The sequence below is a fragment of the Oscillospiraceae bacterium genome (genome assembly GCA_035353335.1).
Lineage (GTDB): Bacteria > Bacillota > Clostridia > Oscillospirales > JAKOTC01 > DAOPZJ01.
In genome coordinates this window covers 15,339-42,224 of sequence record DAOPZJ010000020.1, presented here as the reverse complement: position 1 = coordinate 42,224, position 26,886 = coordinate 15,339, and the positions used below count along the sequence as shown (strand labels likewise).

Below are 26,886 nucleotides of genomic sequence, written 5' to 3'. Positions count from 1 at the left end.
AGCAATATCAATCACTTTGTCATTTGTCCGAATTAACTCCTCGGCCGCCAAAGTGAGACGCCGCATACGAATATAATCGCCGAGCGCGTATCCGCAGAGCATCGCAAACATCCGTTGGAAATGAAACGAAGACGAGTAGGCCTGTTTCGCAATCGCTTCATAATCAATATCGTCTGTCAGATGTGCTTCCGTATAGTCAAGCGCCCGCTGGATTCCCGTGATCCAATCCATTCGCAGCCTCCTTCCGTATGTTGTGATTCTATCGGTTTTCAGCTTACTTTTCCTGATTTTTCGTGCGGTGTGATGTCAAATCTGCCGAAACGTTATCAGTGAAGCGGGCGAATATGATTCGCCCCTACGCGTGTGACCTGTAATAATGAAATATAATCTGCTGGGCAATGCCGGCATAGGGGTGGGCGCAGGAAGGTAAGCCGTCGGAAAAGAGGTCTGCCATCGCGCGTTTGACCCAGACGTCGGTCGGGAACGCCGTGAGTTTATAAAAGCCGAACAACAATGCGCAGTCTGCTACTTTCGGGCCGACGCCGTTGATGGCCATGAGTTCGTTGCGTGCTTCTTTAAGAGAGAGACAAGCGATTTTTGCTGGGTTGATTTCGCCGGAAGCGAATTTTTTCGCGGCATCGAGTATGTATTTATCCCTGAATCCGCAGCGCACGGGAGCGAGGTCTTCGGGGGAAAGCTCAGCGAGTCTTTTGGGGCTCGGAAAATCAAAACCGCCGTCGATGGGGTCTCCGAAATGTTCGCACAGCCGCGAGACAAGGCCTTTGATGCGCGGAATGTTGTTGTTTTGGGAGAAAATAAAAGAGCAGAGCGCCTCCCAGGGGTCTTGTTTCATGATATGAATCCCCCCGCAAAAATCGCAGGCGGTTTTGAGCGTCTGATCGGAACAGAGCGCGGTATGGATTGCGAAGTAATCGGTGTTCAAATCAAAATAATCCGTCCAGACGGTTTCGTATTCGGTTTTGCTCATATTAAAAAATGTCAGTTCGTCCCCGTTTTGAGACACTTCAAGCACCCGTCCGTTTGCGATACCGCGCCAATGATCGGAATCGCCGCCCACGGGGTCAAAACGAAAACACTGACCGCAGCCAAGGGTATGAGCAAGTGAAAAGCAGTTTATCTTTATTTTTAAATTGCTGGGAGCAGGGGAAATCATGTTTCAGAGCTCCTTTTGTTGAAATTTTACGGGTCTTGTTATATAATGTTGGATGAGCGGATATAACATCATCTGTTCAAACTTGTTATCGGTATGTATGACGAACGCATAACCTATTAACGGAAGATTGATTTCTCCGACTCCAAACGGCTTGAAGTCCTCTGAAAGCCGGGAAACGAGCGTATATTTTATGAAACCGACCAAAAATGAAGTAATCAATGAGATCAAAAGACGGCTCGATACGGAATACGGTGTCAACCCCAAAACCGCGTCCGACGACCAGTACTACCGCGCCGCAGCTGCTTATCTCAATGACATTATAGCTCAAAACCGTGCCGAGTTCAACGAAAAATGCAGCAAACAGGGCGTCAAACGGATCAATTACCTGTGTATGGAATTTTTGCTCGGGCGGTCGCTTAAAAATTCGCTGTACAACCTCGGGCTGACCGAGGTATTTGATACAGCGCTCTCCGACATGGGTGTAAAACTCTCCGCGATCTATGAATGCGAACCTGACGCAGGGCTCGGAAACGGCGGATTGGGGCGCCTTGCTGCCTGCTTTATGGACTCGATGGCGTCGCTTGGTTATGCCGCGACCGGCTATTCGATTTTATATGAATACGGGATTTTCCGCCAAAAGCTGGTCGACGGATGGCAGACCGAACTGCCCGACGACTGGCTGCCCGGCGGCGAGGTCTGGCTGACCCCGCGCCCCGACGAACAGGTTGAGGTACGTTTTGACGGCAGCGTAAACGACTATTGGGACGAACAGGGCTACCGCCATCAAAATTACACCGGATATAATTCGGTGCTCGCGGTTCCGCATGACCTGATGATGGTCGGAAACGGCGGCAAGGGGGTCGCGGTGCTCCGGCTTTGGAGCGCGGTTGCCAAAGGCTTTGACATGAAGGCCTTTAACAACGGAGATTTTATGTCTGCGATGCAGCAAAGCGGAATGGCGGAAGTCATTTCAAAAGTATTGTATCCGTCTGATAATTTGCCCGAGGGCAAGAGTTTGAGGCTGAGGCAGCAATATTTCCTCGTGTCGGCTTCATTGCAGGATATTATCAAAAAGCATATTTCGGAGGGTCATCCGGTCGATGCGCTGCCCGAAAAGGCCGCGATTCACATCAACGATACCCATCCGGCGCTCGCGATTCCCGAACTCATGCGAATTTTGATGGACGACTGCGGCTACGGCTGGGACACCGCGATGAGCATCACCGAGCGCACGATCGCCTACACCAACCACACCGTGATGGGCGAAGCGCTCGAGACCTGGCCCGAGGATCTGTTCCGTCAGAGGTTGCCGAGGATGTATCAGATCGTCACCGAGATCAACCGGCGTTACTGCGCAAAGCTCTGGGCTGAGAAACCGGATTTCGACCGGGTCTCGCGCATGGCGATCATCAGCTATGGGCAGGTGCGCATGGCGAATCTCTGCTGCGCGGTCTGCCACAGCGTCAACGGCGTTTCGAAACTGCACACCCAAATTCTGCGCGACCATCTGTTTAATGATTTTTATCAAGATCATCCCGAGCAGTTCAAAAACGTCACGAACGGCATTGCCTACCGGCGCTGGCTTTGCCAGGCCAATCCGCGTCTGACAGGGTTAGTTTCGGAACTGATCGGCGACGGATTTAAAACCGACGCGCACCGGCTGACCGATTTGACTCCGTATGCGCGCGATGAGAGCGTTTTGAACCGGCTTTATGACATCAAACGCGCCAACAAACTGGAATTCTCTAATCTTGTGGCCAAGAGCGGGCTGCGCCCTTTAAACCCCGACTCGATTTTCGACGTTCAGGTCAAACGGCTGCATGAATATAAGCGTCAGCATATGAACGCGCTGCATATTTTATCGCGCTATATTTGGATCAAGGAACATCCCGACGAGGATGTGATTCCGCAGACCTTTTTGTTCGGCGCAAAAGCCGCGCCGGGTTACCAGACGGCTAAGGAGATCATCTGTTTGATATCGGCAATCTCGCGGTTATGCGAGCTCGACCCGGCAGTGCGCGACAAGCTGCGAGTGGTTTTCTTGGAGGACTACCGCGTGACAATGGCGGAAGCCCTGATGCCCGCTGCTGACGTCAGCGAACAGATTTCACTCGCCGGAACCGAGGCGAGCGGCACCGGCAACATGAAGCTGATGCTGAACGGCGCGGTGACGCTCGGCACGATGGACGGCGCGAATGTGGAAATTTATTCGGCTGTCGGCGCGGAAAATATCCTCATCTTCGGCATGAACGCCGAAGAAGCGGCAGCGAAAAAGGCCGATTATAAACCTGCGGACCTTGTTAAAAACAATCCGGATTTAAAAACGCTGACAGATATTTTGAAGAAGGGCGTCTGCGACTGCACGTTTGCAAATCTCTATGACAACCTCGTCAACCATGACCCGTATATGGTCTTGGCCGATTTCGCCTCCTATAAGGACGCTCAGGCCCGAATGCGCACGATCTATGACGACCGAATGCGCTTTATGCAGATGTCAATCATGAACATCGCAAAAGCCGGGCGCTTCTCGTCCGACCGCTCGATTGAACGGTACGCGGCGGACATCTGGGGCGCGAAACCGATCAAATAAAACGATGAGGAGCCATCAAGGATGAAAAAGCCTTATTATATTACGACATCCATCATGTATGCCTCGAAAATGCCGCATATCGGCAATGTCTATGAGGCGATCATGGCTGACGCCGTCGCGCGCTATAAACGCGCCTGCGGTTATGATGTCTATTTTTTGACCGGTACCGATGAACACGGGCAGAAGGTCGAGGACTGCGCCAAGGCGGCCGTTGTCTCGCCGAAAGAATATGTCAATAAGATCTCCGGCGATATTAAAACACTGTGGAATCGAATGGGGATTACCTATGACCGGTTTATCCGTACCACCGATCCCGATCACGAGGCCGCCGTGCAGAAGATTTTCAACAAGTTTTACGGGCAGGATGATCTCTATCTTTCCGAATACGAGGGCTGGTACTGCGAGCCGGATGAAGCATTTTATACCGAGAGTCAGGTACAGAAAATCGCGGACGGAAGCATCGTCTGCCCTGATTGCGGACGACCCCTGCAGCGCGTCAAGGAGCAGTCCTACTTTTTCCGCATGGGTAAATACGCCGACCGGCTGATGAAACATATCGAAGAAAACTCCGATTTCATCGTCCCGGAAGCGCGTAAAAAAGAGATGATCAACAACTTCTTAAAACCGGGCCTGAAAGATCTGTGCGTCACCCGTACCTCGTTTAAATGGGGCGTTGGGGTCGATTTTGACCCGAAGCATGTGGTTTATGTCTGGGTTGACGCGCTGTCCAACTACATCACGGGACTTGGATATAATCCCGATGGCAATACCGGCGAACTTTTTGAAAAATACTGGCCTGCCGATGTGCATATCATCGGCAAAGACATTCTGCGCTTTCACACGCTCTACTGGCCGATTTTTTTGATGGCGCTCGGGCTGCCGCTGCCTAAGCAGGTATACGGGCATCCGTGGCTGCTGACGGCAGGCGATAAGATGAGCAAATCGGTTGGGAATGTGATCTATACCGACGATGTCGCCGACCTGTTCGGCACCGATGGAGCACGCTATTATGTGCTGGCTGAGATGCCATATGCAAACGACGGTAACGTTACCTGGGAGAACATTGCTTCGCGTTATAATTCCGATCTGGCCAACACGCTCGGAAACCTGGTCAGCCGCACGGTCGCGATGGCAGGGAAATATTTTGACGGAATCGTACCTGCCCCTGCAAGCGAAGAAGGCCCCGACTCCGATTTGAAAGCGGCTGCAGCAAAATCCGTTTCTGAGTACCGCAAACTGATGGATGAGATGCGCATCGCAGACGCAGCGTCTGCCGTGATGGAACTTGCCCGCAGAAGCAACAAATACATCGACGAGACCGCACCCTGGACGCTCGCCAAAAACGAGGCCGACAAAGCGCGGCTCGGCGCGGTGCTCTATAATCTGATGGAGTGCATCCGAATTATTGCTGTTTTATATGCGCCGTTTATCCCCGATGCAAGCAAGAATATGATTGAACAGCTCGGTGGCTGTGCCGATACCTTGGAGAGCGTCGAGACCTTCGGCGGACTGAAAGCGGGCGTTTTGACCAAACCGGCGGCCCCGTTATTTGCGCGCTTTGACGAGAAGACGCTGGCAGAAAGAGTGGCCGAGAAGACCCAAAAACCCGCGATAAAACAAGAACCCGAGACACCGCAGGTGACGATTGACGAATTTCATAGAGTCGAGATGACCGTGTGCAAGGTGATCGCCTGCGAAAAGGTCGAAAAATCCGATAAATTATTGCAGTTCAAGCTCGACGATGGCTCGGGAGTTCCGAGACAGATTCTTTCGGGCATTGCGAAATATTATCAGCCGGAGAAACTCATTGGTAAAACCGTGGTGGCCTGCACCAATCTGCCGCCGCGCAAGATGATGGGAAAAGAGTCGAACGGCATGCTGCTGTCAGCCGAAAAGGACGGTGTGTTGAACCTTTTGATGCTCGACGACGGCATCCCTGCGGGCGCAAAGCTGTGTTAAATTTAGACGGTATTTTCGATACCCATACGCATTATGACGACGGCGCGTTTGACCGCGACAGAGAAGAAGTCCTTCAAAAAATCTTTACATCGGGTGTAAAATGGGTATTGAATTGCGGCGAGCGGGTCGAAACCAGTCGAAATTCAAAGGAACTGGCGCACAAATATCCGCAGTTTCACTTTGCGGCGGGTATTCATCCCGAACACGCCAATGAAGTCGGAGAGAATGACCTTACGGAGATTAAAAAACTGGCTTCTGATGAAAAATGCGCAGCAATCGGAGAGATCGGGCTCGATTACCACTACCCCGGATTTGATAAAGCAAAGCAAAAGGAGTTATTTAACCGGCAGCTCGAACTGGCGCAAAAACTCGGGAAAGCAGCTGTAATTCACAGCCGGGACGCGACCGCAGACATGGTTGAGACGTTAGGCGCATATAAAGGAGCGGCGGTGCTGCACTGCTTTTCGGAGTCGCCCGAGATCGCGAAGATTTTTCTGAAAAAAGGGTTTTACCTCGGTTTCGGCGGGGTCGTGACTTTTAAAAACGCCCGCCGCGCCGTCGAGTCCGCCGCGCTCTGTCCGCTTGACAGGATACTGCTCGAGACCGACTGCCCCTATATGGCTCCTGCCCCTTTTCGAGGTAAACGCAACGACTCGTCGCTTTTACCGCTCGTCGCCGAAAAACTGGCGCAGATCAAAGGAATTACCCCTGAAGTAATCGTTCAGATTACCGCTCAAAACGCAAAGACCCTTTTCAAAATAAATTGAGGTGGATTCATATCGAATGAGCCGCAATCTCCAAACCGAGCAAACATTCAATACATCACTTATATAACGAAAGGCAGATTTCTGTAAATGCAAACACAGATTCTCGAGGCCGCCCGCGCTTTCGGAGTCACGGGCGAGCCGGTCAGCCACTCCCTCATCAAGACAGGCAACATTAATCAGACCAATCTCGTGAAGTTTTCGGACGGAAAAGAATATATCATCCAGCGGGTCAATACATACGTCTTCCGAGACCCTGACGGCATGATGAAAAACATCGCAGGCGTGACCGCGCATCTGCGCGAAAAATGCAGGGAAAAAGGGCTGGACTGCCGCAGACAGGTTTTGAACTTTTACAGCGACGGCAGAGGGAAACTCTGCCATACCCTTTCGGACGGAAGCGTATGGCGCATGTATGATTACATCGGTAATGCCGTGACTTATGACAGCGTGCCGAATACCGGGCTTTTGACGTCCGCCGGCGCAGCCTTCGGGAATTTTGCGGAGATGCTTGCAGACTATGACATGGCTGCGCTCGTCGAGACGATTCCGAATTTTCACGATACGCAAAAGCGTTATGAGGCGTTCGAGGCGGCTTTAGATGCCGATCGTGCCGGACGCGCAAAGGATATAAATATTAAAACGGAAATAGATTATATTAAGTCACAGAAACAGTTTTGCCGCAAGCTGACCGATATGCGTAAAAACGGGACTTTGCCGGTTCGCGTGACACATAACGACACGAAATACAATAATGTTTTAATCGACATTACTACCCAAATGCCGGCCGCGATCATTGATCTGGATACTGTCATGCCGGGACTTTCGGCCTACGATTTCGGCGACGCGATTCGGTTCGCGGCCAACACCTCGCTTGAGGATGAGCCGGATACCTCCAAGACCTCCCTTTCGCTTGAATATTACGAGGCGTTTGCAAAGGGCTATGTCGGTGTTTTACGGGAGAGTTTCAACGAAGCTGAATTGATGTCGCTCCCGACCGGCGCGCTGATGATGACAGTAGAACTGGCAATCCGGTTCTGCACCGATTATCTGTCGGGCGACCCTTATTTTAAGCTCAACTACCCCGAACACAACCTCGTGCGTACCCGCTGCCAAATTGCTTTAGCAAAAGATATTGAGAAAAAGTTTTCAAATATGGAAAAAATCATTCGAAAATACATGTAGATTTGAGGGACGATTATAATGGGAAATTTGCAAAAACAGTTTAAAAAACGCAGGCGGGACCGCCGTGACGGCTGGCGGGTCAAACCGGCTGATCCGGTCATGGACCTTGTGCCGTATATACTTCGCACAAGGATAGATTCTCAAGTCCTGTTTGAAGATGAGATTCCTCTTGCCGGGATGGAGGCGTTTATCAAAACGCATGCCCAGGACATCCCCGGTATCTCAATCATGTATATTTTAATTGCCGCGATGGTGCGTCAGATCTCACAGCGCCCATATCTAAATCGATTTATCGTTCATAACAAACTCTATGCCCACAACAGTATCAAGATTTCAATTGCCATCAAACGAGGTCTTTCGGACAAGGGCGGCGAAACAGTGATAAAGCCGGAATTCGAACCGGAAGATATCATTGCAGACATTGTGCGCAAATGTGAGGCAGAGGTAGAGGCCTCAAAACCGACCGACGCTGAAAACGAGACGGACAAAACGGCCAAGATATTGGGTAATATCCCCTCTTGGGTCAAGCGGCCTTTTGTCAATCTGATGTACAGATTCGACAGACACGGAATGCTGCCCAAAGCCCTTGAAGAGGCAAGTCCATGGCACACCTCAGCTTGGCTGACAAACATCGGATCACTCGGAATCGATTCGGTCTATCATCATCTTTATGAATTCGGAACCGCTTCGCTTTTTGTGGCGATGGGTAAGAAAAAGCGCGAAAACGTCCGAGACGACGAAGGAAATGAAACGGTTGATAAAACCTTGCGGCTGCGCATAGTCACCGATGAACGCATCTGTGACGGTCATTATTACGCGGTCTCGATGCGCTATTTCAGAAAGCTGCTGCTCAAACCCGAACAACTGCTCCGCCCGCCGCATGAAGTCAAGTATGACGACGAGATCGAGAGCCCGAGAATAAAATAATCAAGCGAAAACCGGAAGAAGTGGAAAATCAATGAAGTATCTGTATTGTAAAAAAACACCCGGGACGACATTGGAATTCGACGTCGCAATCATCGGAATGGGCGTCGCGGGACTTTACTGCGCATTGAACATAGACGAGAAGCTGCGGGTTGTTATTTTGAATAAATTCGGCGAGGAGGAGTCAAACTCCATTCACGCCCAGGGCGGCATCGCCTCAGTCACGCTGAAAGAAGACAGCGTCGAAAATCACGTGCATGACACGCTGGTCGCCGGGGCGGGCATCTGTGATGAAAAAGCCGTGATGACGCTCGTGTCCGAGGGACCCGAAAACATGGTTCGGCTGGCCGACCTCGGCGTGCCGTTCGACAAGGACGCACAGGGCAAACTTTCGATCACCCGCGAAGGCGCGCATTGCTGCAACCGTATTTTACACTGCGGCGGCGACGCTACCGGCAAGCATATGACCGATACGCTGCTTGCCCGTGTTCATGAGCGGAGCAATATTACGATTTTAGACCGCGCCATGCTCATCGACATCGTCGAAGGAACGGACGGCGGGGTCGCGGGAATACTGATCGAAAAAGACGGAGAGAATATCCTCATCAAAACGCCGAACGCCGTGATTGCATCGGGCGGAATCGGCAGGATCTACCGCAACAGCACCAATGCCATCGCCGCCACCGGCGACGGGATTGCGGCAGCCATTCGGGCCGGGGCAAAAGTGGATAACATGGAGTTTGTCCAGTTTCACCCGACCGCGCTGATTCACCCGGGTGCAGGCGGCCGGTATTTTCTGATCTCCGAAGCGCTGCGCGGTGAGGGCGCTGTGCTGCGCAACCGCCGCTGGGAGGCGTTTATGAAAGACGTTCATCCGATGGCGGATCTCGCCCCGCGTGACGTGGTCTCACGGGCAATCATTATGCAGATGCAAAAATACGATCTTCCGAATGTCTATCTCGATATCACTTCAAAGAGCCGCGAATTTTTGCAGAAGCGTTTTCCGACCATTTACGCTGAATGCATGGACTATGACATCGACATCGCGGTCAACTGGATTCCGGTCATCCCGGTGCAGCATTATTTCATGGGTGGAGTAAAGACCGACCTTGACGGCGCGACCAATACGCCGGGGCTTTACAGCGTCGGCGAGGCCTCCTGCACCGGCGTGCACGGCGCTAACCGGCTGGCTTCGAATTCGCTTCTGGAATGTATTGTATTCGGCAGACGATGCGCATTGCACATCAGCAAGAACAGCCGGCCGCAGCATCAACCGATTCTGCCCGAACCGCAAAATCTTACCCCGTGCGATCTCGATCTGCACACACTGCGCAGCCAGATCCGTGTGGCGATGACCAAGAAATGCGGCATCTTACGCAACGGCAAAGATATGGGAGAAGCGCTCGGGCTTGTCGTCACAATTCGGGAGCAGTTGGCCGGTTATGATCTCTCATCCGTCAGGGGTACCGAGACGGTGAACATGCTGACGGTCGCCGAGGCGATTTTAACTGCGGCGATTTCGCGCAAAGAAAGCATCGGGGCGCATTATCGGACAGATAATTGATTATAAAATAATGTAGAGTGGGATGCCTATGTCCGCTCTACAGATGTAATTATGTGGCGGACGACGCGAAAGGAGTCAACACCATGAAACTCGACAGGAATATCGTTGAAGCAAGTGTTCGGGCGGCACTCGCCGAAGATATCGGCACCGGAGATATCACCACACGCGCCACGATACCCGAAGACATGACTGCGAGCGGCAGCTTTATTGCCAAGCAGGACGGTGTAATCTGCGGACTCGATGTGGTTCGGGCTGTGTTTGCTGCCGTTGACAGCCGTACCACTTTTACGCCGAACATCTGTGACGGGGACAAAGTGAAAAAGGGCGATATCATTGCGATTGTCAGCGGGTTCGCAGCTTCGCTGCTGTCCGCCGAGCGGGTATCGTTGAACTTTTTACAGCATCTGTCGGGCATCGCAACCTACACCGCCGGGTGTGTTGCCAAAGTCGCGGGAACCAAAGCGAAAATCGTTGATACGCGCAAGACCACACCGGGTCTTCGGGTGTTTGAAAAATACGCGGTCAAGGTCGGCGGAGGAAGCAACCACCGTTTCAATCTTGCCGACGGTGTTTTAATTAAGGATAATCACATCAAAGCGGCAGGGAGTATTGCGTCTGCGGTAAACGCCGCACGGGCGAACGCTCCGCACACGCTGAAGATTGAGGTTGAAGTCGAAAACGAAGAGATGTTACGCGAGGCGCTCGCGGTCAAGGCCGACATCATCATGCTCGACAACATGGATTTGCAGCAGATGGCCGACGCGGTGCGCATTGTCGACGGAAAAGCGCTGACCGAAGCCAGCGGCAATATGGATGAGAAGGACCTTTCTCAAGTTGCGGCGACCGGTGTGGATTTGATATCGATGGGGGCGCTGACCCACACAGTCAAAGCAATGGATATTTCCCTTCGGTTTTGAAAAAGAATATCATTATTGCGGGAGTGCCGCGCGCCGGAAAGACTACCGCCGCGCATCTGCTCGCCCAAAAATACGGCTACCAGCATCTCTGTTTTGATGCGGTCAACGCGGGGTTTGAGCGTTGTTTTCCGCAGCTCGGAATTGACACCTATGCCAATCGATCTTCTATTGATAAGTTATATACCATCAGCGGCAAAATCGCGCCTTTCATCAATGCCATGTTTGCAAGCGAAGAATATGAAAAATACGAACGTGGGCTTGTGATCGACGTTTATCAGTTATTGCCTGAGGATTTTGTAAAATATATCGACCCGGCTTTTTGTGATATTTTCTATTTCATCACGGCGGATGTCACGTCCGAAGAACGGTATGCTCTGTTGAAAAAATACGATACGCCGGAGGAATATACATATAATAAACCCGAAGATGAGTTGAGAATGGGTTGTGCCGATATGGTCGAGCAGAGCTGTTTATTACGGGGACAGTGCAGAAAGTACGGTCTGCCGTATTATGAGATGTCGAAAGACAGAAACAGAGTGATCCGTGAATTTATTGAGACGGTCGGGTTATAAAAAAGATTAAAGATAAGTCCATTATAATTTAATTAAAAAGGATTGATATTGATTTTAAAACGCAGTAAAATTGGGCATAATTGAATAGGTCTTTCCGGTTGGACAGCCATCGTTGGCGGTGCTGTTTTCAAGATCTGTAGCTTAGGGTGGGGCTTCGCTTTGAAGTCGCTGCCCTATTTTATTTTTTAAGGAGGTTTTGTATGTCTGTATTCGAGAGTATCGGTGACGCGTTGTTTTTGATGGCGGTGGTTTTCGCGGTCCTTTTAGGCCTTTATGTCTGCATTAAACTGTTTTCGCTGGTGATGTCGAAAATCGGCGGGACCAAGAATAAAGATTCTGCGGCGCCCGAGAATAAATAGTCAAAAAATTACGGGGAGGTTATTATGTTTGTTGATGCTTTGAGGGATCTGTGGGAGAGTTCGGGTTTCGCTGCCCTGAGTTGGGGGCATCTCATTATGATTGCTGTCTCTTTTATATTGATTTATCTTGCCGTCGTCAAAAAGTTCGAACCGCTTTTGCTGCTTCCGATTGCTTTCGGAATGCTGCTTGCCAATCTGCCGCTGGCCGGTCTGATGGGTGAGGCGACGGATAGCCAGACGGGAGGGCTTTTGTATTATTTGTACCAGGGCGTTAAATTGGGGATCTACCCGTCGTTAATCTTCCTCGGAATCGGGGCGATGACGGATTTCGGCCCGCTGATCGCCCGGCCGAGCAGTATATTTATGGGTGCGGGCGCTCAGTTCGGCATTGCCGTCGCCTTTGTACTCGCGGCGGCGTTGGGCTTCAAACCGGGCGATGCGGCATCCATTGCGATCATCGGCGGCGCTGACGGTCCGACCGCTATTTATCTGACGACCAAATTGGCACCGGAACTGCTTCCCGCGATTGCGATCGCCGCATATTCCTATATGGCGCTGATTCCGTTGATTCAACCGCCGCTTATGCGTGCGCTGACGACAAAAAAAGAACGCGAAGTCGTTATGACGCAGCTCCGGCCGGTTTCCAAAACAGAAAAAATTTGTTTCCCGATCATTGTCACCGTTTTATGTGTACTGCTTCTCCCCTCGGTCGCGCCGTTGATCGGAATGCTGATGCTCGGTAACCTGTTCAAGGAATCCGGAGTCGTGGGGCGGTTATCGGATACGGCACAGAACGCCTTGATTAATATCGTTACAATTTTCCTCGGCGTTACGGTCGGAGCAACAGCAAAAGCAGAGACTTTCCTGCGCCCCGAGACATTGAAGATCATCGGGTTGGGGCTGCTAGCATTCATCTTCAGCACCGTCGGCGGCTTATTACTAGGAAAACTGATGTGCTGGCTTTCCAAAGGCAAGGTCAATCCTCTGATCGGATCGGCAGGTGTTTCTGCGGTTCCGATGGCGGCACGGGTTTCTCATATCGAAGGGCAAAAGGCAAATCCGGCAAACTGGCTTCTAATGCATGCCATCGGCCCGAACGTAGCCGGTGTCATCGGCTCGGCGGTCGCTGCCGGTGTTTTACTGTCCTTGTTCGGTTCGTGAAAACAGAGAAGACTTTTTTATACAAGGCAATAACATTAAAAACGCGGGTGGCTGTTTTATGCCCCCGCGTTTATGTCACTATATTTTTATTTTTAACTGCGCACTGCCCTTTCGGCTTTTATAATCAATACTTTCCGATCAGTTTGCCCATGACGACGAGCTTAGCGCCTTCAAAATCATAGACACAGGTGACGAGCGTGATGATGTAATCGGAACCGGAGACACTCACTCCCGTATCAAACATCGATTTTGACTTCATGACGTTGAGGTATTCGGCCATCTGCTCATCGGTGCCGAAGTCGGTGCGCATATAGTTTTCGATATAACGGTCAGCGGGGATATAGTCCTCGCGCAGCTGCACCGAAAAGATCTGGAACTTATAATTGCCGTGGAAGGTCTCGAGATAGATATAGGGATTGTCTTTGGTGAAACTCTTGCTGCGGAAATAGGTCAGCGTTCCGAACATCTTGTAGTTTTGCGAATACATTCCTCGATTGTGGCCGTACAGCACAGTGTTGCGGTCAAGGGAGTCGCGGTGGGTCTGATTGTCGGCAAAAATCGTGCCGTAGCGGTCATAGACTTTATAAAAATTATAGCGGTAATAATCCAATTCGTTTTTCGTCAAAACGACCAGCTCATAGATTCCCGCACCCGGAACCCGGACTTTGCCGTAGATGTCTTTGTTGATTTTATAGATTTGGTCGAGCGTCATGCCTTTCAGCGTGGAAATGCCTGGCCTGGATGAGGAGCCGGAAGAACCCGAAGAAGACGCCTTAACCACTTTGGTCGGAGTCGGTTCGAGCTGGAGGGACTTTGCCTTGGCGGTCAGCTGTTCGGTCAGAGCCAGCGCTTCGGTTTGAGGCGCACAGTAAGCGGGGTCGAGGTCAAGATTCGTCAGGGTGTCGATGGGAGCCATTTTCGGCAACTCGGTCGGGATGCTTGCCGGCAGGGTCTTTTCACCGCAGCCGAACAGCGCGAACGCAGCGGCCAGCACTGCAAGCATGGCAGCTTTTGCAAAAAAATCCCGTGAGAATCGACACTTCACCTCAGATGTCATAGAAACCTCCAATAGCGAGCTTAGTGAAAAGTGTACCATAATTTTTCGCTGTTGGCAATATTTTTTATGAGGTTTTTTGTGTAACGGAATAGTGAAGTTTTTCAACTGAAAAGCAGAAAAGATTAAGAAATAGCAGGATGTTATTGGTATTTTAGCCATTTGCAAACCGCCGCGTGTGAAAACACTCGGCGGTTTGTTTTTGGGTTAAAGATCTTAATGAGGCGGCCTGCACCATGATGTCAGAACATACAAACGCATATGGGTGCATCCTTGCATTTTTACAGAAACTCGTTGAGTGAGCCGAAAGAATAGCCTTCCGAGACAAGCCAATCGATATAGGCACCCAGAATTGCGGCATTGGTTGCTGAGACCGAATGAAGAAGCACAATCGCGCCGTTGTGGGTACGCTCTTTTATGATCGTAAGGGCCTTCTGCTCCGGAATTTGCTTGGCGGGGTCCCAGTCGGCATAAGCAGCGCTCCAAAACACCGTTTTATATCCGAGTTCTTTGTCAAAGGAGAGGGTCAGTTCGGAGAAGCGGCCCGATGGCGGACGGTAAATCGGTGAGGTTTTGACCCCGACCTGCTGGGCAAGCGCCTCCCATTCGAGCAGCTGCATCTTGTATAACTCAAAATCAGTGAATTTGGCCATATCCGGGTGTTTGAGCGTATGATTGCAGATCAGGTGTCCGTCCGCAGCCATCTCTCTGACCAGCCCGGGATTCCGGCGCAGGTAGTTGCCATCCAGGAAGAAGGCAGCCTTGACGCCTTTTTGCTTGAGTGTCGACAAAATTATGGCCGTACAGCCATTTTCGTATCCCGAGTCGAAGGTCAGGTATATCTTTTTTTCAGTTGAATTGCCCATAAAGACGGCATTGTATTTATTGAAAAAAGCGCTCGCTTCGGGCATTACGGACGGAATCGGAACGCCTTTGATCCTGTTCGGGTACCAACTGAGTCCCTGGCTCGAAAGGCCCTGAGCCGGAAGGACAGAAATCAGGAATATACTTAAAATCAGTTTTTTAAACATCAATCATTTTCACCTCACGGCTTAATATTAATTTTAAAGACGAATTTATAAATTCGAAACTTAAATTAATTCACACTGTCAATCAATTCGTTGCTGCATGACAGAACGAATTTATTATCTCCGCAGCGAGGACAAATGAAGATGTCAAATAAATAGAAACATGGTGTAATAATTTTTATAAATCGTCCAAGGTTTTCAAAAGAGAATTTGCAAAAAGCCGCCCTGAATACAACGCTTCACCGAGCGTGTTGACTTCGGTTCCGAACTCGACGAGCATTGAGTTTTTAGTCAGATGCATATTATAGCGTCTCGCGACGAAATAAATCGGGCGCGCAAGGCCGGGATAAAGTTCGTTCATTGCTTGCTGCAGACGGACATCGAGCCGCAGATTATATTGCCAATTCAAAAATTCGAGCGCTCCGTCCTCGTTGCAGCCGGCGACAATCATCACCTGCGCTGCTTTTTTGCCGTCGATCTCCGCTGTCGGCTTGACGCGCGTACCGTCAGCATTTGACAGGCTGTCGCGGTGGACATCGATGACCATCTCGATTGAAGAGTATTTTTTCAGCATTTTTTTGACGGCTTCAGCAGAACGGTCATAAGCCCCGTTAAATTCCGGATCATCAAAGATGTCTGTGATATGGATTGTGTTGATACCGGCCTCGCTGAGCGCGTCGGCGATCACGGTTCCGACCGCGACGATATTTTTATCCTGATCAAGTTCACGGCCCGTATAGTCGGAGGAGCAGGCCCCGCTCTCCTCCTGAAGATAGCCCTCGGTCGTATGAGTGTGAATGATTAAAATCTGAGGCCTGCCGTTTTTTACCACATCGATGACCGGCTTCTGTGCCAAATAGGTACCGAGGTTGATCGTGCGCCCGTCGGTGAGATTGGATAAAGTCACGCCATCGCATTCGACGTCAGAGCCGGTCAGTCCCATCAGCGTCTCCTCGATCGGATCAAGGCCGTCATCCCCGAGCTCCGAAACCTCGGAGAGTACGGAGATATCAGAAAATTCGGATTCCTCCGACGGCTCGGTCAATGCGGTTTCCACGGTTTCAGGAGCAGCCGGTACCTGCAGCCGGGCTGCGGCAACAGCCAATTTCTTCGAGAAATCCCAGAGTGGATTTCGCGCCGCGACAATGACGGCAAGCGCGATGACTACGGACAAAAATTTCAATAATCCTTTCGTATTTCGAACATGCATATTCGTCCCTCCCGTAATAAAAGGGATATGCGCGGACAAGCAGGGATATGAATATCAGTGAAGAGGTAGTGAAGAGTGAAGAGGTAAGGTTTAAAAAATCAGGACATTTCCAACAAGGTTTCGGGGTCCATGGAGGGTTGTACCGCTAAATTAAACGCAAGCGCGATCAACCGACCGACCGCATCAACGGTCTTGTCAATCTCCTGTGAGGTCACCATCATCCGTTCCGCCGATTCGGGCAATTGCTTACGGGTATCCTCGCGTTTTTCTTCATCGATTCCGAACAGATCGCAGGCCAGTGTCGCGCCGTCGACGACCAACGGCACGCCGATGGAGATCACCGGGCAGCCCAAAGTTTTTTCATCGATGGCGGTGCGGGTATTGCCGACGCCGCTGCCGGGCGCGATGCCGGTATCACTGATCTGGACGGTGCGCGACAGCCGCGAAAGCCGCCGGGCGGCCAATGCATCCGACGTAACGACCGCGGCGGGTTTCGTCTTACTGACGACGCCGCTGAGCAGTTCCGCTGTCTCGATACCGGTTTGAGAAAGCACACCCGCCGAAAAAACGCTGACCGGCCGCAGGCCTTTGAGTTCGGGGATATCTTTCGGAAGATGCCTGGTGGCAAGCACCTTCTCTGCGGCGATCGGCCCGAGCGCGTCGGGTGTGATATTGCGATTGCCGAGTCCGCAGAATAAGATATCGCCATCTTTCGGCAGCATCGACGAGAGCTGGTTTGCAACTTCTTTGGATAAAGCGAGCAGCGATTCGTTGTCGCCGGGTTCTTCGTCGAATTCAATCGTCACATATTTGCCGATGGGCTTACCGAGTTTTTGTGCCGCATCCTCGGTTGTGACCGAAATCACGTTGATCCGGCATCCTTCACCGTCCTCCTTTTTTACTTGAACGCCTTCAGGCACGCCGCGAACTTCGCTGCACTCGACGGCAAGGTCGATGTTTTTCAAAATAATCCCCCGCTTTCATTTCGGGTATTGTTCACGCAGGGAAAAGATTTATGCAGTTTGAATAACGTCGTACAGGCATAACGCTCTGATGAAACTATTAAAATGAATTTATGGGAAGTAAAAAGATAAAATATAAAAGAAAGCCCGAACGCTCAACCGTTCAGGTTAAAATTTATTTATAAGAGAGGATATTTTGATGAAGCACACGCCGCAGTCCTATGATAAACTGGTCAAAGACAACGCGCCTAAAACCAATCTCATTAAAAACTGTTTTTTTGCCTTTTTAATCGGCGGATTTATTTGCTGCCTCGGGCAGGGGGCGTTTGATTTCGCAATGGCGAACGGCATGGATAAAAAGAGCGCATCGGCGGTCGCTTCGGTGTTTTTAATCTTTTTAGCCGCTTTGCTGACGGCGTTGAATGTGTTTGACAAGATCGGTAATATTGCGGGAGCCGGGACCCTTGTACCGATTACGGGATTTGCAAACTCGGTGGTCAGTGCTGCGATGGAATTCAAGAGCGAGGGATTGATTTTCGGAACCGGCGTTAAGATTTTTAACATCGCGGGGCCTGTAATCGTCTACGGGACACTGTTTTCGGTGACTTACGGCGTCATCGCTCTGATATTCGGCCTTGTATGAAGTCGAAGATGTCGCGGGCGACCTGCTCCCGGTCGAGTTCGTTCAAGAGTTCATGGCGGTCGCCGTCGTATGATTTGATCGAGATCCGCGTGCAGCCGGCTTTTTCCAAAAGCGCCGCGAAACCTGCGGGGCCTTTTCCGTATGCGCTTACCGGGTCTTCGGCACCGTAAATCATAAAGATCGGGAGATCCTTCGGCACGTTGGCGACGCCCTTAGGTTTATTAATATACTCGTTTAATTTTGCCATGTCATAATAAGCCGAGACCGTAAAGGTGTAATTGCAAAACGGATCGGCACAGTATTTATCCACAACTGCCGTATCTTTGGTCAGCCAGTCGTTTTCGGTGCGCTTTTCGGGGCAGCGGTCTAAAAAGCCGCCATTTGCGAGATTTTTGGCAAAAGCGCTGCGGTAATGATCGCCCTTAAACAAGGCGAACACCTTTGTGATAATTTTGCCGATGCCGGATATCGGATTTTTCGGAGCGGTTCCGCAGATAATCGCACCGTCAAGTTCGCCGCCGTAAGCATTGAGATAGGCCTGGGCGATAAACGCGCCCAGGCTGTGCCCGAACACAAAGTAAGGCAGATTCGGGTATTGCTTTTTGACAATCCCGGTCAGCGTGTAAACATCCTCGGAAAGAAACTTCCATCCGTCCTTTTTGGCGAAATAACCGAGATCGTATGGGGTTTTCGCGCTTTTCCCGTGGCCGAGGTGATCATTACCGCACACGATCAAGCCGTTGTTACATAAAAATTCGCAAAACCACTCGTACCGCTCAAAGTATTCGCACATTCCGTGGGAGATTTGAACAATGCCGATTGGTTTCGTTTCAGGCAGGCAGATATAAGCGCGGATGGTGTCGACGCCGTTTTTGGACGGGTAGGAGAGCTCGGATTTTTGCATTTTAATACCACCTTATAAAAAAGTTAAGTAAAAATGAATCGTGAAGAGTGACGAGGTGCGGTACCGCTGCGGCGGGTAATTTGATGCTGGGTCACGCCTGCGTGTGTGCCCGCGATGCAGAGAGCGACGCTCCTTCCTGCGTTAAAGTTCGCAAGGAATATTTATCTCCATTCCGAGTTTGAAAGACCAGATGGACTTTTTCAGCACAGGCAGATTAAAGATGCGCGAGAGCGCATCGGCATAGAGGTCAAGCTGGGTTTTATAGCGTGCAAGGAATTGCGCAGCGTCGGTAAGCGCATCGGTCTTATAATCAACCAGAATTAAGCCGTCACTTCGGACGCCGATCAGATCGGCGCAGCCCTGAAGAGTGACCGGTTGATCTGCAAAATCTCTCGCAATCGGGGTGACCTTGGAAAGCGGAATCGTGGAGATAAAGTCAAATTCGCGCTCGACGGAGACGCCCTCGGCGGTAAGTTCGGCGCAGAGCGGTGATGATAAAAATTTGTTGACGGCGTCGAAATTGAGCATTTCCAAAGCGCGCTTAGAGAGCTTTCTCTCCCGATAAAGCCGGTCGGCTTCAATTTTAGCATCTTTGACCTTGAAGTCGCACATCTGCATAAACGCGTGCATCTCGGTGCCGTAACTCGTGCCGCTCTCTCCCGCAAGAAACCGGGGTACAGCGAGCTCAGTGTTGTACTTACCTTCAGCAATTTCGGTGACCGTGTATTTGGATGAAAGCACGGTCAGGGGAGCGTATTTATAGATATAATTCAAGCGGTCGGTCAGAGCTTGTATGAGAATGGGATCGGGTTCAGCCCCGACGGCTGCGGCCTCCGATTTTTGCTCTGTTTTTTCGGGTGTTGTAAATTCGATTAAAACGGTGCCGGAAGTATCGATCCTGTCAAAATCGATTTCGGCGGCTTGGCGCAAAGCGGTACAGGTGGGATGATGCAGCAAAGCGGGAATCAGCCAATCGGCAAACGAACCGCCGCTTTCGAAAATTTCGCTGCCATCCGCTCCGTCAGCCTTTTGTGCGATTTTTCCGATTTCTTCAACGGGGTCTTTGTATGCGGCGGTGATGATTAAAGCCACCTTGGCACGTGTCATGGCGACATATAACAAGCGCAGCTGTTCTGCGAGGGTTTTTTGCCGATGGGCGCGGTTGATCACTTTAAAAGCAAGGGGCTTATAGCGTCCCGCACCGCCGGAAGTCGGAATCACAGCGGAAATGCCCGCGTCGAGATCGACCGCAAGGCCGGGAGTACTGGTTTTCGAATTGAATTTTTCGCTCGTTCCGGCCAAAAAGCAGATCGGGAATTCGAGCCCTTTACTCTTATGAATCGTGCTGATTGTGATCGCCTCAGCGGGAATTGCGCCGCCACTCTCCGGAGAACGACCGTTGGCGACAGCATTAGCGACAAGCGCGTTAAACGTCGGCAGGTCGACGCCGCGCGCATCCCAATCGGCGGCGTAGCGGATGAGCTGCGCGATATTTTTCGCGCTGTTATGGGCGGTGCTGTCCATCGCGGCGGCGGTGGCTTCGAACCCGGTCAGCTCGACCGCGCAGGAAATCAGTTCCCCGAGCGGCAGAATCGTGCTGTATCGGCGCAATAAATCGAGGTCGGAAAGCATCTTGGCACACTTTTCGGCGTAGGGCTTGCCGCTTCGAGATGCGCATTCGAGGGAGGAAAACAGTGGTTGATTGCGATATTCGGCACGGATGGTGCCGAGTTCGTCCGGGCTGAAATGCCAGACCGGGGAGAGCGCGGCGGAGAGCAGCGCGAGGTCGTTGAGCGGGTTGTCGGTCGCCCAGAGCACATGCAGCAGCGCTTTGACTTCCGGCAGATCGAAAAAGCCGGGTTCGGACATGCAGTAGTTGTCGAATCCGTATCGGGTCAGGCGGTCAGAGATGCGGACGCAGTCGGCGTTTTTGGATGTGAGAATGCAAAAATCGGAGAGCTTTGGCTTTAACAATCCGTCGGCGGTCTGAACGCCGGTCTGCATCAGTTTCCGGATTTCGGCGGCAATGACATCCGCTTCCGCAATGATGTTATCGGTGTCTTCCCCGACTTGAACCGGACAGAATTTAACCAGTCCCATGTTTTCGTGGTTTTCATAACGGCAGAGAAGATGCTGGTCTCGGTCGTATTCGATTTCGGCGGAGCGTTCATGCATGAGCTGTGAAAAAACAAAGTTGACGGCGTTGATTACGGCGTTTTCGGAGCGGTAGTTTTTGGTCAGCGGAATTAAAACATCGGTTCCGCCCGTTTCGGCGTTTTTGCTTCGCTTGGAAACGCGATGAAACACCTGCGGAGAAGCGTTTCTAAAACGATAAATCGACTGCTTCATATCGCCGACCATAAAGAGGTTGTTTCCGCTCGAAATCGCCGTAAAAATCGCGAATTGAAGTTCATTGATATCTTGAAACTCGTCGATCATGATCTCGTCGAATTTCCCGGCGACCTGTTTGGCCAATTCGGTGGGAAGCGGAGTGCCGTTTTCGTCGACGGTGAACAGCAAATCGGCGCAAAAGCGCGTAATGTCGGCGTAACCGAAAACCTCACGCTCTTTTTTGACTTCGGCGCATTTTACCAGATAGCCGAGCGTCAGATTAAACAGCGTGGAAAGGTGCGCTTTGACAGCAGCGCTCTCGTCGGTCAGCCGAACGGGCGGGGTTGTGAATAACTTCTTTCTGACAGATGAAAATCTGTCTTTATATCTTCCGAGTACTGAAAACAATCTTGCTGATGGATTTTTAGAAGGTTTTGTCGAGTTGTCGGGAAGGCCTTTGAATTGAACGTTAAGTAAACCCTCATAATTCATACTTAACCCAGATTCAGCGGTTTCAGCCATTTTCTGAATATAATCTTGATGTTTTTCAGTCAGAGGTAAAAATTTGTGACATTTTTCGATAATTTTACTTATTATATCGCGGACGGCAGAAGCCGCTTGCTCGGAATAAAAAGTGCTGTCATATTTATTAAGCTGTTGTTTTAAGTAAAAAGCGGGATCGGGCAGGGGCTGCAGGAAGTTTGAAAGGCCTTGAATGGCTGAAAACAATTTAGAGCTGTCTTTTTCGGTGACCGCACCGGCGAAACGCAAAAAATCCGTGTCGCCGGAGTCGAATTTTTCGGTAATATAAGCGCTGAGGACTTCCTCTTCAAGCAGCTTGACACGCTCCTCAGGTGAAAGCGAGACGTTGACAGGCAGACCGATTGCTGAGCCATACTGCCGGATCAGCCACAGCCCGAACGCGTCGATGGTGCATATCTGCGCAATCGGCAATAAAATCTGTTGGCGGCTTGCGCGCGGGGTCTTCTCTTTGGAAAGCGCAGAGGCGATTTTATCTTTCATCTGGGCAGCGGCCGCGCGCGTGAAGGTGACAATCAGCATCCGGTCGATGTCGATGGGGTTTTCATCTTTTAAAATTTTGCGCAGCACACGAGCGGTCAGGGTGCTGGTTTTTCCGCTTCCCGCTGCCGCACTGACAAGCAAATTTCCGCCCTCGAAACCGATGGCACGATCTTGTTCGAGATTCGGAAGCCGCTCACTCATCGTCGTCGCCCTCCTCTCCGTTTTCGGTACCCTCTTGACGGTAACACAGCCGGTAATAATCGCAGTAAGGGCATTTACGGGCATCTAAAGGCACGGCGGCAAAATCGCCGTCGGAGAGTTTTTGTGCCATGCCCATGACCAAACCGTCAACTGTATCGAAAGCGCTCTCCATATCCATGCCGTTGGCTTTAACGCTCTTGCAAAATTCCGTTCCTCCGAGAGCTGCAAGCGCCTCGTTGTCGCGCGCAAAGCCCTGCAGGGGAATGAATTTGTTTGAGGTATCGTCCGCTTTCTGTTCGGAATCAGCGGCGGATTGTTTGACGTTTAAGGGAAAGTAGAAAAAGGCAGCGGGAATGCAGCCGCTGTATTTGCTGCCGTCGGCGCAAAGGGCCTTGAGATAATAGGCCAATTGTATTTGGCTGCCTTCGGTCAGATTACTCACCTTGAAATCGACTGTTCCGGTCTTATAATCAATCGCGCTCAGATACGATTTCCCATCGGGAGTGTCGTAGCGGTCGACCCGATCGATTTTGCCGTGCAGTTTTACGGTTGTGTCGTCGTATATATAATCCAAGGGCGGAATCTCTTTATCGGGACCAATCTCGATTTCGCAGCCGACGACGGCAAATTTGCTGTTGTCAAGGTGCTGCGAGATGCGGCGCGCGTCATTGAGCAAGCCGGATTTGAGCTTTTTGAGAAAGAATTTTACCTCGCCGTTCGGGGCAAAATCGGGCGGCAGGAGCTGTTTCATTGACTCGTCCAAAAGGCGCTCGATCTCGGTTTTCAAGATCTCGTCGGGCAGAGCGGTGACGCCCTGCGGGTATTGTTCAAACAGGTGCTGAATTACATAGTGGACGGCGGTACCCCACTGGATGGCATCGAGCTTTTTTTGCCGGATGGGTCTTGCTCCGAGGCCGTAATTGCAAAAATAAGCGAAGCGGCATTTGGAAAAACTCTCGACTTGCGACGGGGAGAGCTGCATTTTTTTACCGAATAACAATGCGGAGGCGTTTTGAGCGCGTTGATTTTTGCCGTATTCGGCGCTGACTTTTATAGCGTCGACCGTCGAACCGTAACCGGCTTGCCGGAGCGCCGCTTCCAGAGAAGCGCGTTTAACGGGGTCGGCTTCGGTTAATAGCAGAGCGGCTTGTTCGGGGTTAAAAACCCGCTCCGCGAAATCGGGCTCCGGGGTTTTTGCGGCCTCGGGAGCGATTTCGAGCAGACGGCGCACAAAAGGGGAGGGCTGCAGCCGCTCGGTGCCGCTGAGGTTCGTTAAATTATAACTTACGTAAATCGACTCGCGGGCGCAAAACAGCGCGCTGTAAACCAGATAATCTTCATCCGAGACCTGACGTTCGGGTTCGTCGGCAAGATCGGCGCCGAGATCGGCGAGTTCGCGGCTCTCGGCTGCGGAAAACGGCTGAAACTCCGAGGGGTCGGCGGGAAAGACGCCGCTGTTTGCGCCGATCAAAAACACGGCTTTGGCGTATGCCGGGCGGATCAAATCAGCATCGCCGACTTGCAGGCAGTCGATGTGCGCGGGGATTTCGCCGATGGTCATCGCGTCGGCCATCAGCGTCAAAATATCGCAATAGCGGCGCTTACTCAGCTTGGGCAGCGCCTCGTTTTGAGAGAGCGCGGCGACAAAGCTGTCGAGCAGTGTCATCAGGGTATTGTAAGCGCGCCGGGGATCGGTCATGATGGCCTCGAGACGCGGGATTTTCTCGAGTTCGGCGAGCTCGTCAAAGCGTTTGCGCACGCCGCTGTTTTGTAAAAATTCATAGATCGCCGCGGCAAAACCGAGCGCGTCTGCCTTTTCAATGCCGACAGCGAGCGCATCAAGCCGTTTCATGGCGGAGGCGCGGATTCGATCAATTTCGGGGTCGGGCCAGGGGCTGCGAAATTCCGAGAGCGTCCGCTTGCCGTTTTCCGTGGCGTAGTTTTCAAGTTTGCAGACGGCTTGCGGGTCGAGGTCGAAAAAGCCGGATTTGAGACAACCGAGCAGCTTTGCGCCATCTCCGCAGGCAACTTCGAGCGCGCTGCGCAGAAAACGGAAGATCGGCGAGGCTGAGAGCGGCTTGCGGTTGTCCCAAAAAAACGGGATGTTGTATTTGGCAAGCGCGCGGTCAAGAATCCCCTGCAGCGGTTTGCAGTCGCGGGCGATGATCACCGCGTCGCAATAGCGGATTTTGCCGCTTCTGACGCGGTTTTCGAGTTCTCGGGCGACAAGGTCGGCTTCCTCGACCGGGCCGGAGCAGCATCGGACAGTGAAGCTGCCGTCGTAAGGGACATCAACGGTTCCCCCGGTGCGGAAAGCTCGTTCCAGAGCGGGAAGAAATTGATTGCCAAAATGGGTATTGTCAAGATATTGGATCTCATAGGAGGGTTCGCCGGAGAGCTCGATGAGCTTTAAGGCGGTGCGGTCGACAGTGGAAAAAAGTACGCAGCCGTCGCATTTTAAAAAGCTCTCCCGGTCGGAGGCAAAGGTATATATCGCCGCTTTTGCGTCTCGGATTAAGGGGCGCAAAACATCGTACTCCACGCCGGTGAAGTCTTTGAAAGCGTCAAAGAATATGTAAGCGTTTTTATAAGGATTATCGGTCTCGAGAATCTGCGCCAGCCGCTTCATATCGTCGTCGGGGTCGAAGTATTTATCGCCCATCACGGCGTTATATGCGCCCGAGAGCAGCGCGAGATCGGAGAGTTTTTGTTTTAAAAAGGGGCTTTTGGCGCGTAAAAACAAGTCGTGCAGTTTGGTTTCGTCGAGCCCGGCGCGTTTCAAGCGGTGAATTGAAGCGAGCGCCATCGAGATAAAATCAGCGCGGGCAGATTGCTTTTTATAGATCGTCAACTCGTCCGAGACCTGCGAAACCGCAAGCGACATCAGCGCCTGCTTGGCGGCGGCGTCGGCCATTTTGCAGCCGTCGGCACCGAGTTTGTGCGCCAATTTAGAAAGCGACGTTACCTCGGCGGTGCGCATAAACCCTTCCCCGCCCGCTTTTAACAGCATCTGTTCGCTGGAGAAGACGAACTGCTCGGGCACGATAAACAGCACCTTTTCGCCCTGTTTGGCGCGTTCGGCAGCTTGTTTTTGTATTTCCCATGTCTTGCCCGACATCGCGGGGCCGACGATGAATTTGAGCATTCCCTATCCTCCATAATTGCTGATTCCATTTTACCACATTTCCGGAGTGCGTTTCAAGGGAGGCATGAGGCGGGAGGGGGACATAGAGATAAATTCAGAATTTAGAATGCAGAACGAGAGGAATTAATCGATTACGGCTTTAATCTTTCGGAGCCGACAGAGGAGCTTTCCTCTTTCAGGATTCAAGTATATTCCCCTTGCAAAATGTTGCGCAAAGTGCGTTTTTAATACTTCTTGCGAAGAAATCGGGGTTGTGCTAAACTAAGGACGCCGTCCATTTCTCCGTTTTATAGGGCGGAAATCATATGATCATGATCTCTGCCTGCATAGAGTATGAGTGAATGAATAATCATCGGAAAGGCAAAGGGTTCAGCAACATGGAGGGTCAGCTCAGCGGTCTGATTTCGAACATCCAGCGGACGTCGGTGCATGACGGGCCGGGGATTCGGACAACCGTTTTTTTAAAGGGCTGCAACATGCGCTGTGCGTGGTGCCACAACCCCGAGGCCATCCATACTTATCCCGAATATGTGTTCAATCCAAAACTCTGTCTGCACTGCGGACACTGCGCCGAGGGGTGCTATTCCGGCGCGAGGATTTTATGCGGCAAAGAGATGACCGTCGGGGAAGTGATCGAGGAAATCGCAGCCGATCAGCCCTATTATGGCAATACCGGGGGAGTGACCTTCTCGGGCGGAGAGCCGTTTATGCAGCCGCAGTTTTTAATGGAGCTGCTCAAATCCGCCAAAGAGCACGGCATTCGCTGCGGTATCGAGACAAACGCTTCGCTGCCGTTTGAAGTGATGGAACCTGCGCTGCCGCTTGTCGATGTCTGGATGATCGATTTAAAGGCCTATGACGAGGAACTACATATCAAGTATATCGGGGTTTCCAATGAGAGCGTAAAAGAAAACTTAATCAAGCTCGACCGGGCAGGGGCAAAAATTGTTTTACGAACGCCGGTGATTCCGGGTGTCAACGACGCGGCGGAGGAACTCGAACATATCGTGAAATTTGCAGCCGGATTAAAGAATCTGGATTATTACGAAGTCCTTCCCTATCACCCGCTCGGGCTGAGCAAGCAAGTAGAAAACATCGAGTTTATAAAAGAATTCAAAGTTCCCGACAAAGCCGCGATCAAGGCGATGTTGGGGCCGATGGTTCAAAAATATAAGATTCCTTTCCGCTTTGCCAACATCAAAATCGCGGAATAAAA

At 51.4% G+C, this 26,886-nt stretch carries 21 protein-coding genes; 12 read left to right on the top strand and 9 right to left on the bottom strand.

What is annotated here, in order from left to right; translation table 11 throughout:
* Window positions 1-231 (bottom strand): AraC family transcriptional regulator (locus tag PKH29_05960; GenBank protein HNX14382.1); only part of this gene is annotated, 231 nt, incomplete at its 3' end.
* 124 nt (window positions 232-355) lie between these two features.
* Window positions 356-1,174: a DNA glycosylase gene (locus PKH29_05955; protein ID HNX14381.1), complete on the bottom strand. Its 819-nt coding sequence runs from the start codon at window positions 1,172-1,174 to the stop codon at window positions 356-358.
* Window positions 1,175-1,364: 190 nt separating this feature from the next.
* Here PKH29_05955 and PKH29_05950 point away from each other — a divergent pair, with 190 nt between their 5' ends.
* The 10 genes from PKH29_05950 (at window position 1,365) to PKH29_05905 (ending at window position 13,169) form a co-directional block, all read left to right on the top strand.
* A complete protein-coding gene (locus PKH29_05950) occupies window positions 1,365-3,764 on the top strand; it encodes a glycogen/starch/alpha-glucan phosphorylase (GenBank protein ID HNX14380.1) in 2,400 nt (799 codons plus the stop codon).
* A 21-nt stretch (window positions 3,765-3,785) separates the two neighbouring features.
* Window positions 3,786-5,723 carry a methionine--tRNA ligase gene (metG, locus tag PKH29_05945; protein ID HNX14379.1) on the top strand — a complete coding sequence of 646 codons (1,938 nt, stop codon included), beginning with the start codon at window positions 3,786-3,788 and terminating at the stop codon, window positions 5,721-5,723.
* Window positions 5,717-6,490, top strand: coding sequence for a TatD family hydrolase (locus tag PKH29_05940; protein HNX14378.1), 774 nt, complete (start codon window positions 5,717-5,719; stop codon window positions 6,488-6,490). Before metG ends, PKH29_05940 begins: the two co-directional genes overlap by 7 nt.
* 87 nt (window positions 6,491-6,577) lie before the next feature.
* Window positions 6,578-7,672 carry a phosphotransferase gene (locus tag PKH29_05935; GenBank protein HNX14377.1) on the top strand — a complete coding sequence of 365 codons (1,095 nt, stop codon included), beginning with the start codon at window positions 6,578-6,580 and terminating at the stop codon, window positions 7,670-7,672.
* Between the two features lie 18 nt (window positions 7,673-7,690).
* Window positions 7,691-8,599, top strand: a complete 909-nt coding sequence (locus PKH29_05930; protein ID HNX14376.1) for a 2-oxo acid dehydrogenase subunit E2 — start codon at window positions 7,691-7,693, stop codon at window positions 8,597-8,599.
* A 31-nt stretch (window positions 8,600-8,630) separates the two neighbouring features.
* Window positions 8,631-10,160 carry an L-aspartate oxidase gene (gene nadB / locus PKH29_05925; GenBank protein HNX14375.1) on the top strand — a complete coding sequence of 510 codons (1,530 nt, stop codon included), beginning with the start codon at window positions 8,631-8,633 and terminating at the stop codon, window positions 10,158-10,160.
* Window positions 10,161-10,243: 83 nt separating this feature from the next.
* A complete protein-coding gene (gene nadC / locus PKH29_05920) occupies window positions 10,244-11,077 on the top strand; it encodes a carboxylating nicotinate-nucleotide diphosphorylase (GenBank protein ID HNX14374.1) in 834 nt (277 codons plus the stop codon).
* Complete coding sequence (locus PKH29_05915) at window positions 11,074-11,649, top strand: hypothetical protein (protein HNX14373.1); 576 nt, start codon at window positions 11,074-11,076, stop codon at window positions 11,647-11,649. Before nadC ends, PKH29_05915 begins: the two co-directional genes overlap by 4 nt.
* Before the next feature lie 200 nt (window positions 11,650-11,849).
* A complete protein-coding gene (locus tag PKH29_05910) occupies window positions 11,850-12,008 on the top strand; it encodes an OadG family protein (GenBank protein HNX14372.1) in 159 nt (52 codons plus the stop codon).
* A gap of 24 nt (window positions 12,009-12,032) precedes the next feature.
* A complete protein-coding gene (locus PKH29_05905; protein ID HNX14371.1) occupies window positions 12,033-13,169 on the top strand; it encodes a sodium ion-translocating decarboxylase subunit beta in 1,137 nt (378 codons plus the stop codon).
* 124 nt (window positions 13,170-13,293) lie between these two features.
* Here PKH29_05905 and PKH29_05900 read toward each other — a convergent pair whose 3' ends face one another.
* The 4 genes from PKH29_05900 to gpr form a co-directional block, all read right to left on the bottom strand.
* Window positions 13,294-14,172 (bottom strand): class B sortase, encoded by an 879-nt coding sequence (locus tag PKH29_05900; protein HNX14370.1) that lies wholly within the window; start codon window positions 14,170-14,172, stop codon window positions 13,294-13,296.
* A gap of 332 nt (window positions 14,173-14,504) precedes the next feature.
* On the bottom strand, window positions 14,505-15,254 hold the full coding sequence (locus PKH29_05895; GenBank protein ID HNX14369.1) for a polysaccharide deacetylase family protein: 750 nt from the start codon (window positions 15,252-15,254) through the stop codon (window positions 14,505-14,507).
* Between the two features lie 175 nt (window positions 15,255-15,429).
* The gene (locus tag PKH29_05890) at window positions 15,430-16,425 is read right to left on the bottom strand and encodes a stage II sporulation protein P (protein ID HNX14368.1); all 996 of its coding nucleotides are present in this window, start codon (window positions 16,423-16,425) and stop codon (window positions 15,430-15,432) included.
* Between the two features lie 134 nt (window positions 16,426-16,559).
* Window positions 16,560-17,426: a GPR endopeptidase gene (gpr, locus tag PKH29_05885; protein ID HNX14367.1), complete on the bottom strand. Its 867-nt coding sequence runs from the start codon at window positions 17,424-17,426 to the stop codon at window positions 16,560-16,562.
* A gap of 196 nt (window positions 17,427-17,622) precedes the next feature.
* On the opposite strand from gpr, the gene PKH29_05880 reads away from it, so the two are divergent.
* Window positions 17,623-18,066: a SpoVA/SpoVAEb family sporulation membrane protein gene (locus PKH29_05880; GenBank protein ID HNX14366.1), complete on the top strand. Its 444-nt coding sequence runs from the start codon at window positions 17,623-17,625 to the stop codon at window positions 18,064-18,066.
* On the opposite strand, the gene PKH29_05875 is transcribed toward PKH29_05880, so the two are convergent.
* From PKH29_05875 to PKH29_05865, 3 genes are all read right to left on the bottom strand, one after another.
* Window positions 18,038-18,970, bottom strand: coding sequence for an alpha/beta hydrolase (locus tag PKH29_05875; GenBank protein ID HNX14365.1), 933 nt, complete (start codon window positions 18,968-18,970; stop codon window positions 18,038-18,040). The genes PKH29_05880 and PKH29_05875 overlap by 29 nt on opposite strands.
* A gap of 141 nt (window positions 18,971-19,111) precedes the next feature.
* Window positions 19,112-22,525, bottom strand: a complete 3,414-nt coding sequence (locus PKH29_05870) for a UvrD-helicase domain-containing protein (GenBank protein HNX14364.1) — start codon at window positions 22,523-22,525, stop codon at window positions 19,112-19,114.
* Window positions 22,518-25,670, bottom strand: coding sequence for an exodeoxyribonuclease V subunit gamma (locus PKH29_05865; GenBank protein ID HNX14363.1), 3,153 nt, complete (start codon window positions 25,668-25,670; stop codon window positions 22,518-22,520). The genes PKH29_05870 and PKH29_05865 overlap by 8 nt, the downstream gene beginning before the upstream one ends.
* Before the next feature lie 377 nt (window positions 25,671-26,047).
* Here PKH29_05865 and PKH29_05860 point away from each other — a divergent pair, with 377 nt between their 5' ends.
* Entirely contained in the window at window positions 26,048-26,884 is an 837-nt protein-coding gene (locus PKH29_05860; protein ID HNX14362.1) for a glycyl-radical enzyme activating protein, read from the top strand.
* The last annotated feature ends 2 nt before the right edge of the window (window positions 26,885-26,886 follow it).

Excerpts from the sequence above, each read along its gene's own strand:
- PKH29_05865 (HNX14363.1), bottom strand. The coding sequence starts at position 25,670 with ATGCTCAAATTCATCGTCGGCCCCGCGATGTCGGGCAAGACATGGGAA.
- PKH29_05935 (HNX14377.1), top strand. The coding sequence starts at position 6,578 with ATGCAAACACAGATTCTCGAGGCCGCCCGCGCTTTCGGAGTCACGGGC.
- metG (HNX14379.1), top strand. The coding sequence starts at position 3,786 with ATGAAAAAGCCTTATTATATTACGACATCCATCATGTATGCCTCGAAA.
- PKH29_05875 (HNX14365.1), bottom strand. The coding sequence starts at position 18,970 with ATGCAAAAATCCGAGCTCTCCTACCCGTCCAAAAACGGCGTCGACACC.
- PKH29_05910 (HNX14372.1), top strand. The coding sequence starts at position 11,850 with ATGTCTGTATTCGAGAGTATCGGTGACGCGTTGTTTTTGATGGCGGTG.
- nadC (HNX14374.1), top strand. The coding sequence starts at position 10,244 with ATGAAACTCGACAGGAATATCGTTGAAGCAAGTGTTCGGGCGGCACTC.
- PKH29_05870 (HNX14364.1), bottom strand. The coding sequence starts at position 22,525 with ATGAGTGAGCGGCTTCCGAATCTCGAACAAGATCGTGCCATCGGTTTC.
- PKH29_05905 (HNX14371.1), top strand. The coding sequence starts at position 12,033 with ATGTTTGTTGATGCTTTGAGGGATCTGTGGGAGAGTTCGGGTTTCGCT.
- PKH29_05930 (HNX14376.1), top strand. The coding sequence starts at position 7,691 with ATGGGAAATTTGCAAAAACAGTTTAAAAAACGCAGGCGGGACCGCCGT.
- PKH29_05895 (HNX14369.1), bottom strand. The coding sequence starts at position 15,254 with ATGTTTAAAAAACTGATTTTAAGTATATTCCTGATTTCTGTCCTTCCG.
- PKH29_05950 (HNX14380.1), top strand. The coding sequence starts at position 1,365 with ATGAAACCGACCAAAAATGAAGTAATCAATGAGATCAAAAGACGGCTC.
- nadB (HNX14375.1), top strand. The coding sequence starts at position 8,631 with ATGAAGTATCTGTATTGTAAAAAAACACCCGGGACGACATTGGAATTC.
- PKH29_05880 (HNX14366.1), top strand. The coding sequence starts at position 17,623 with ATGAAGCACACGCCGCAGTCCTATGATAAACTGGTCAAAGACAACGCG.
- PKH29_05955 (HNX14381.1), bottom strand. The coding sequence starts at position 1,174 with ATGATTTCCCCTGCTCCCAGCAATTTAAAAATAAAGATAAACTGCTTT.
- PKH29_05860 (HNX14362.1), top strand. The coding sequence starts at position 26,048 with ATGGAGGGTCAGCTCAGCGGTCTGATTTCGAACATCCAGCGGACGTCG.
- PKH29_05900 (HNX14370.1), bottom strand. The coding sequence starts at position 14,172 with ATGCTTGCAGTGCTGGCCGCTGCGTTCGCGCTGTTCGGCTGCGGTGAA.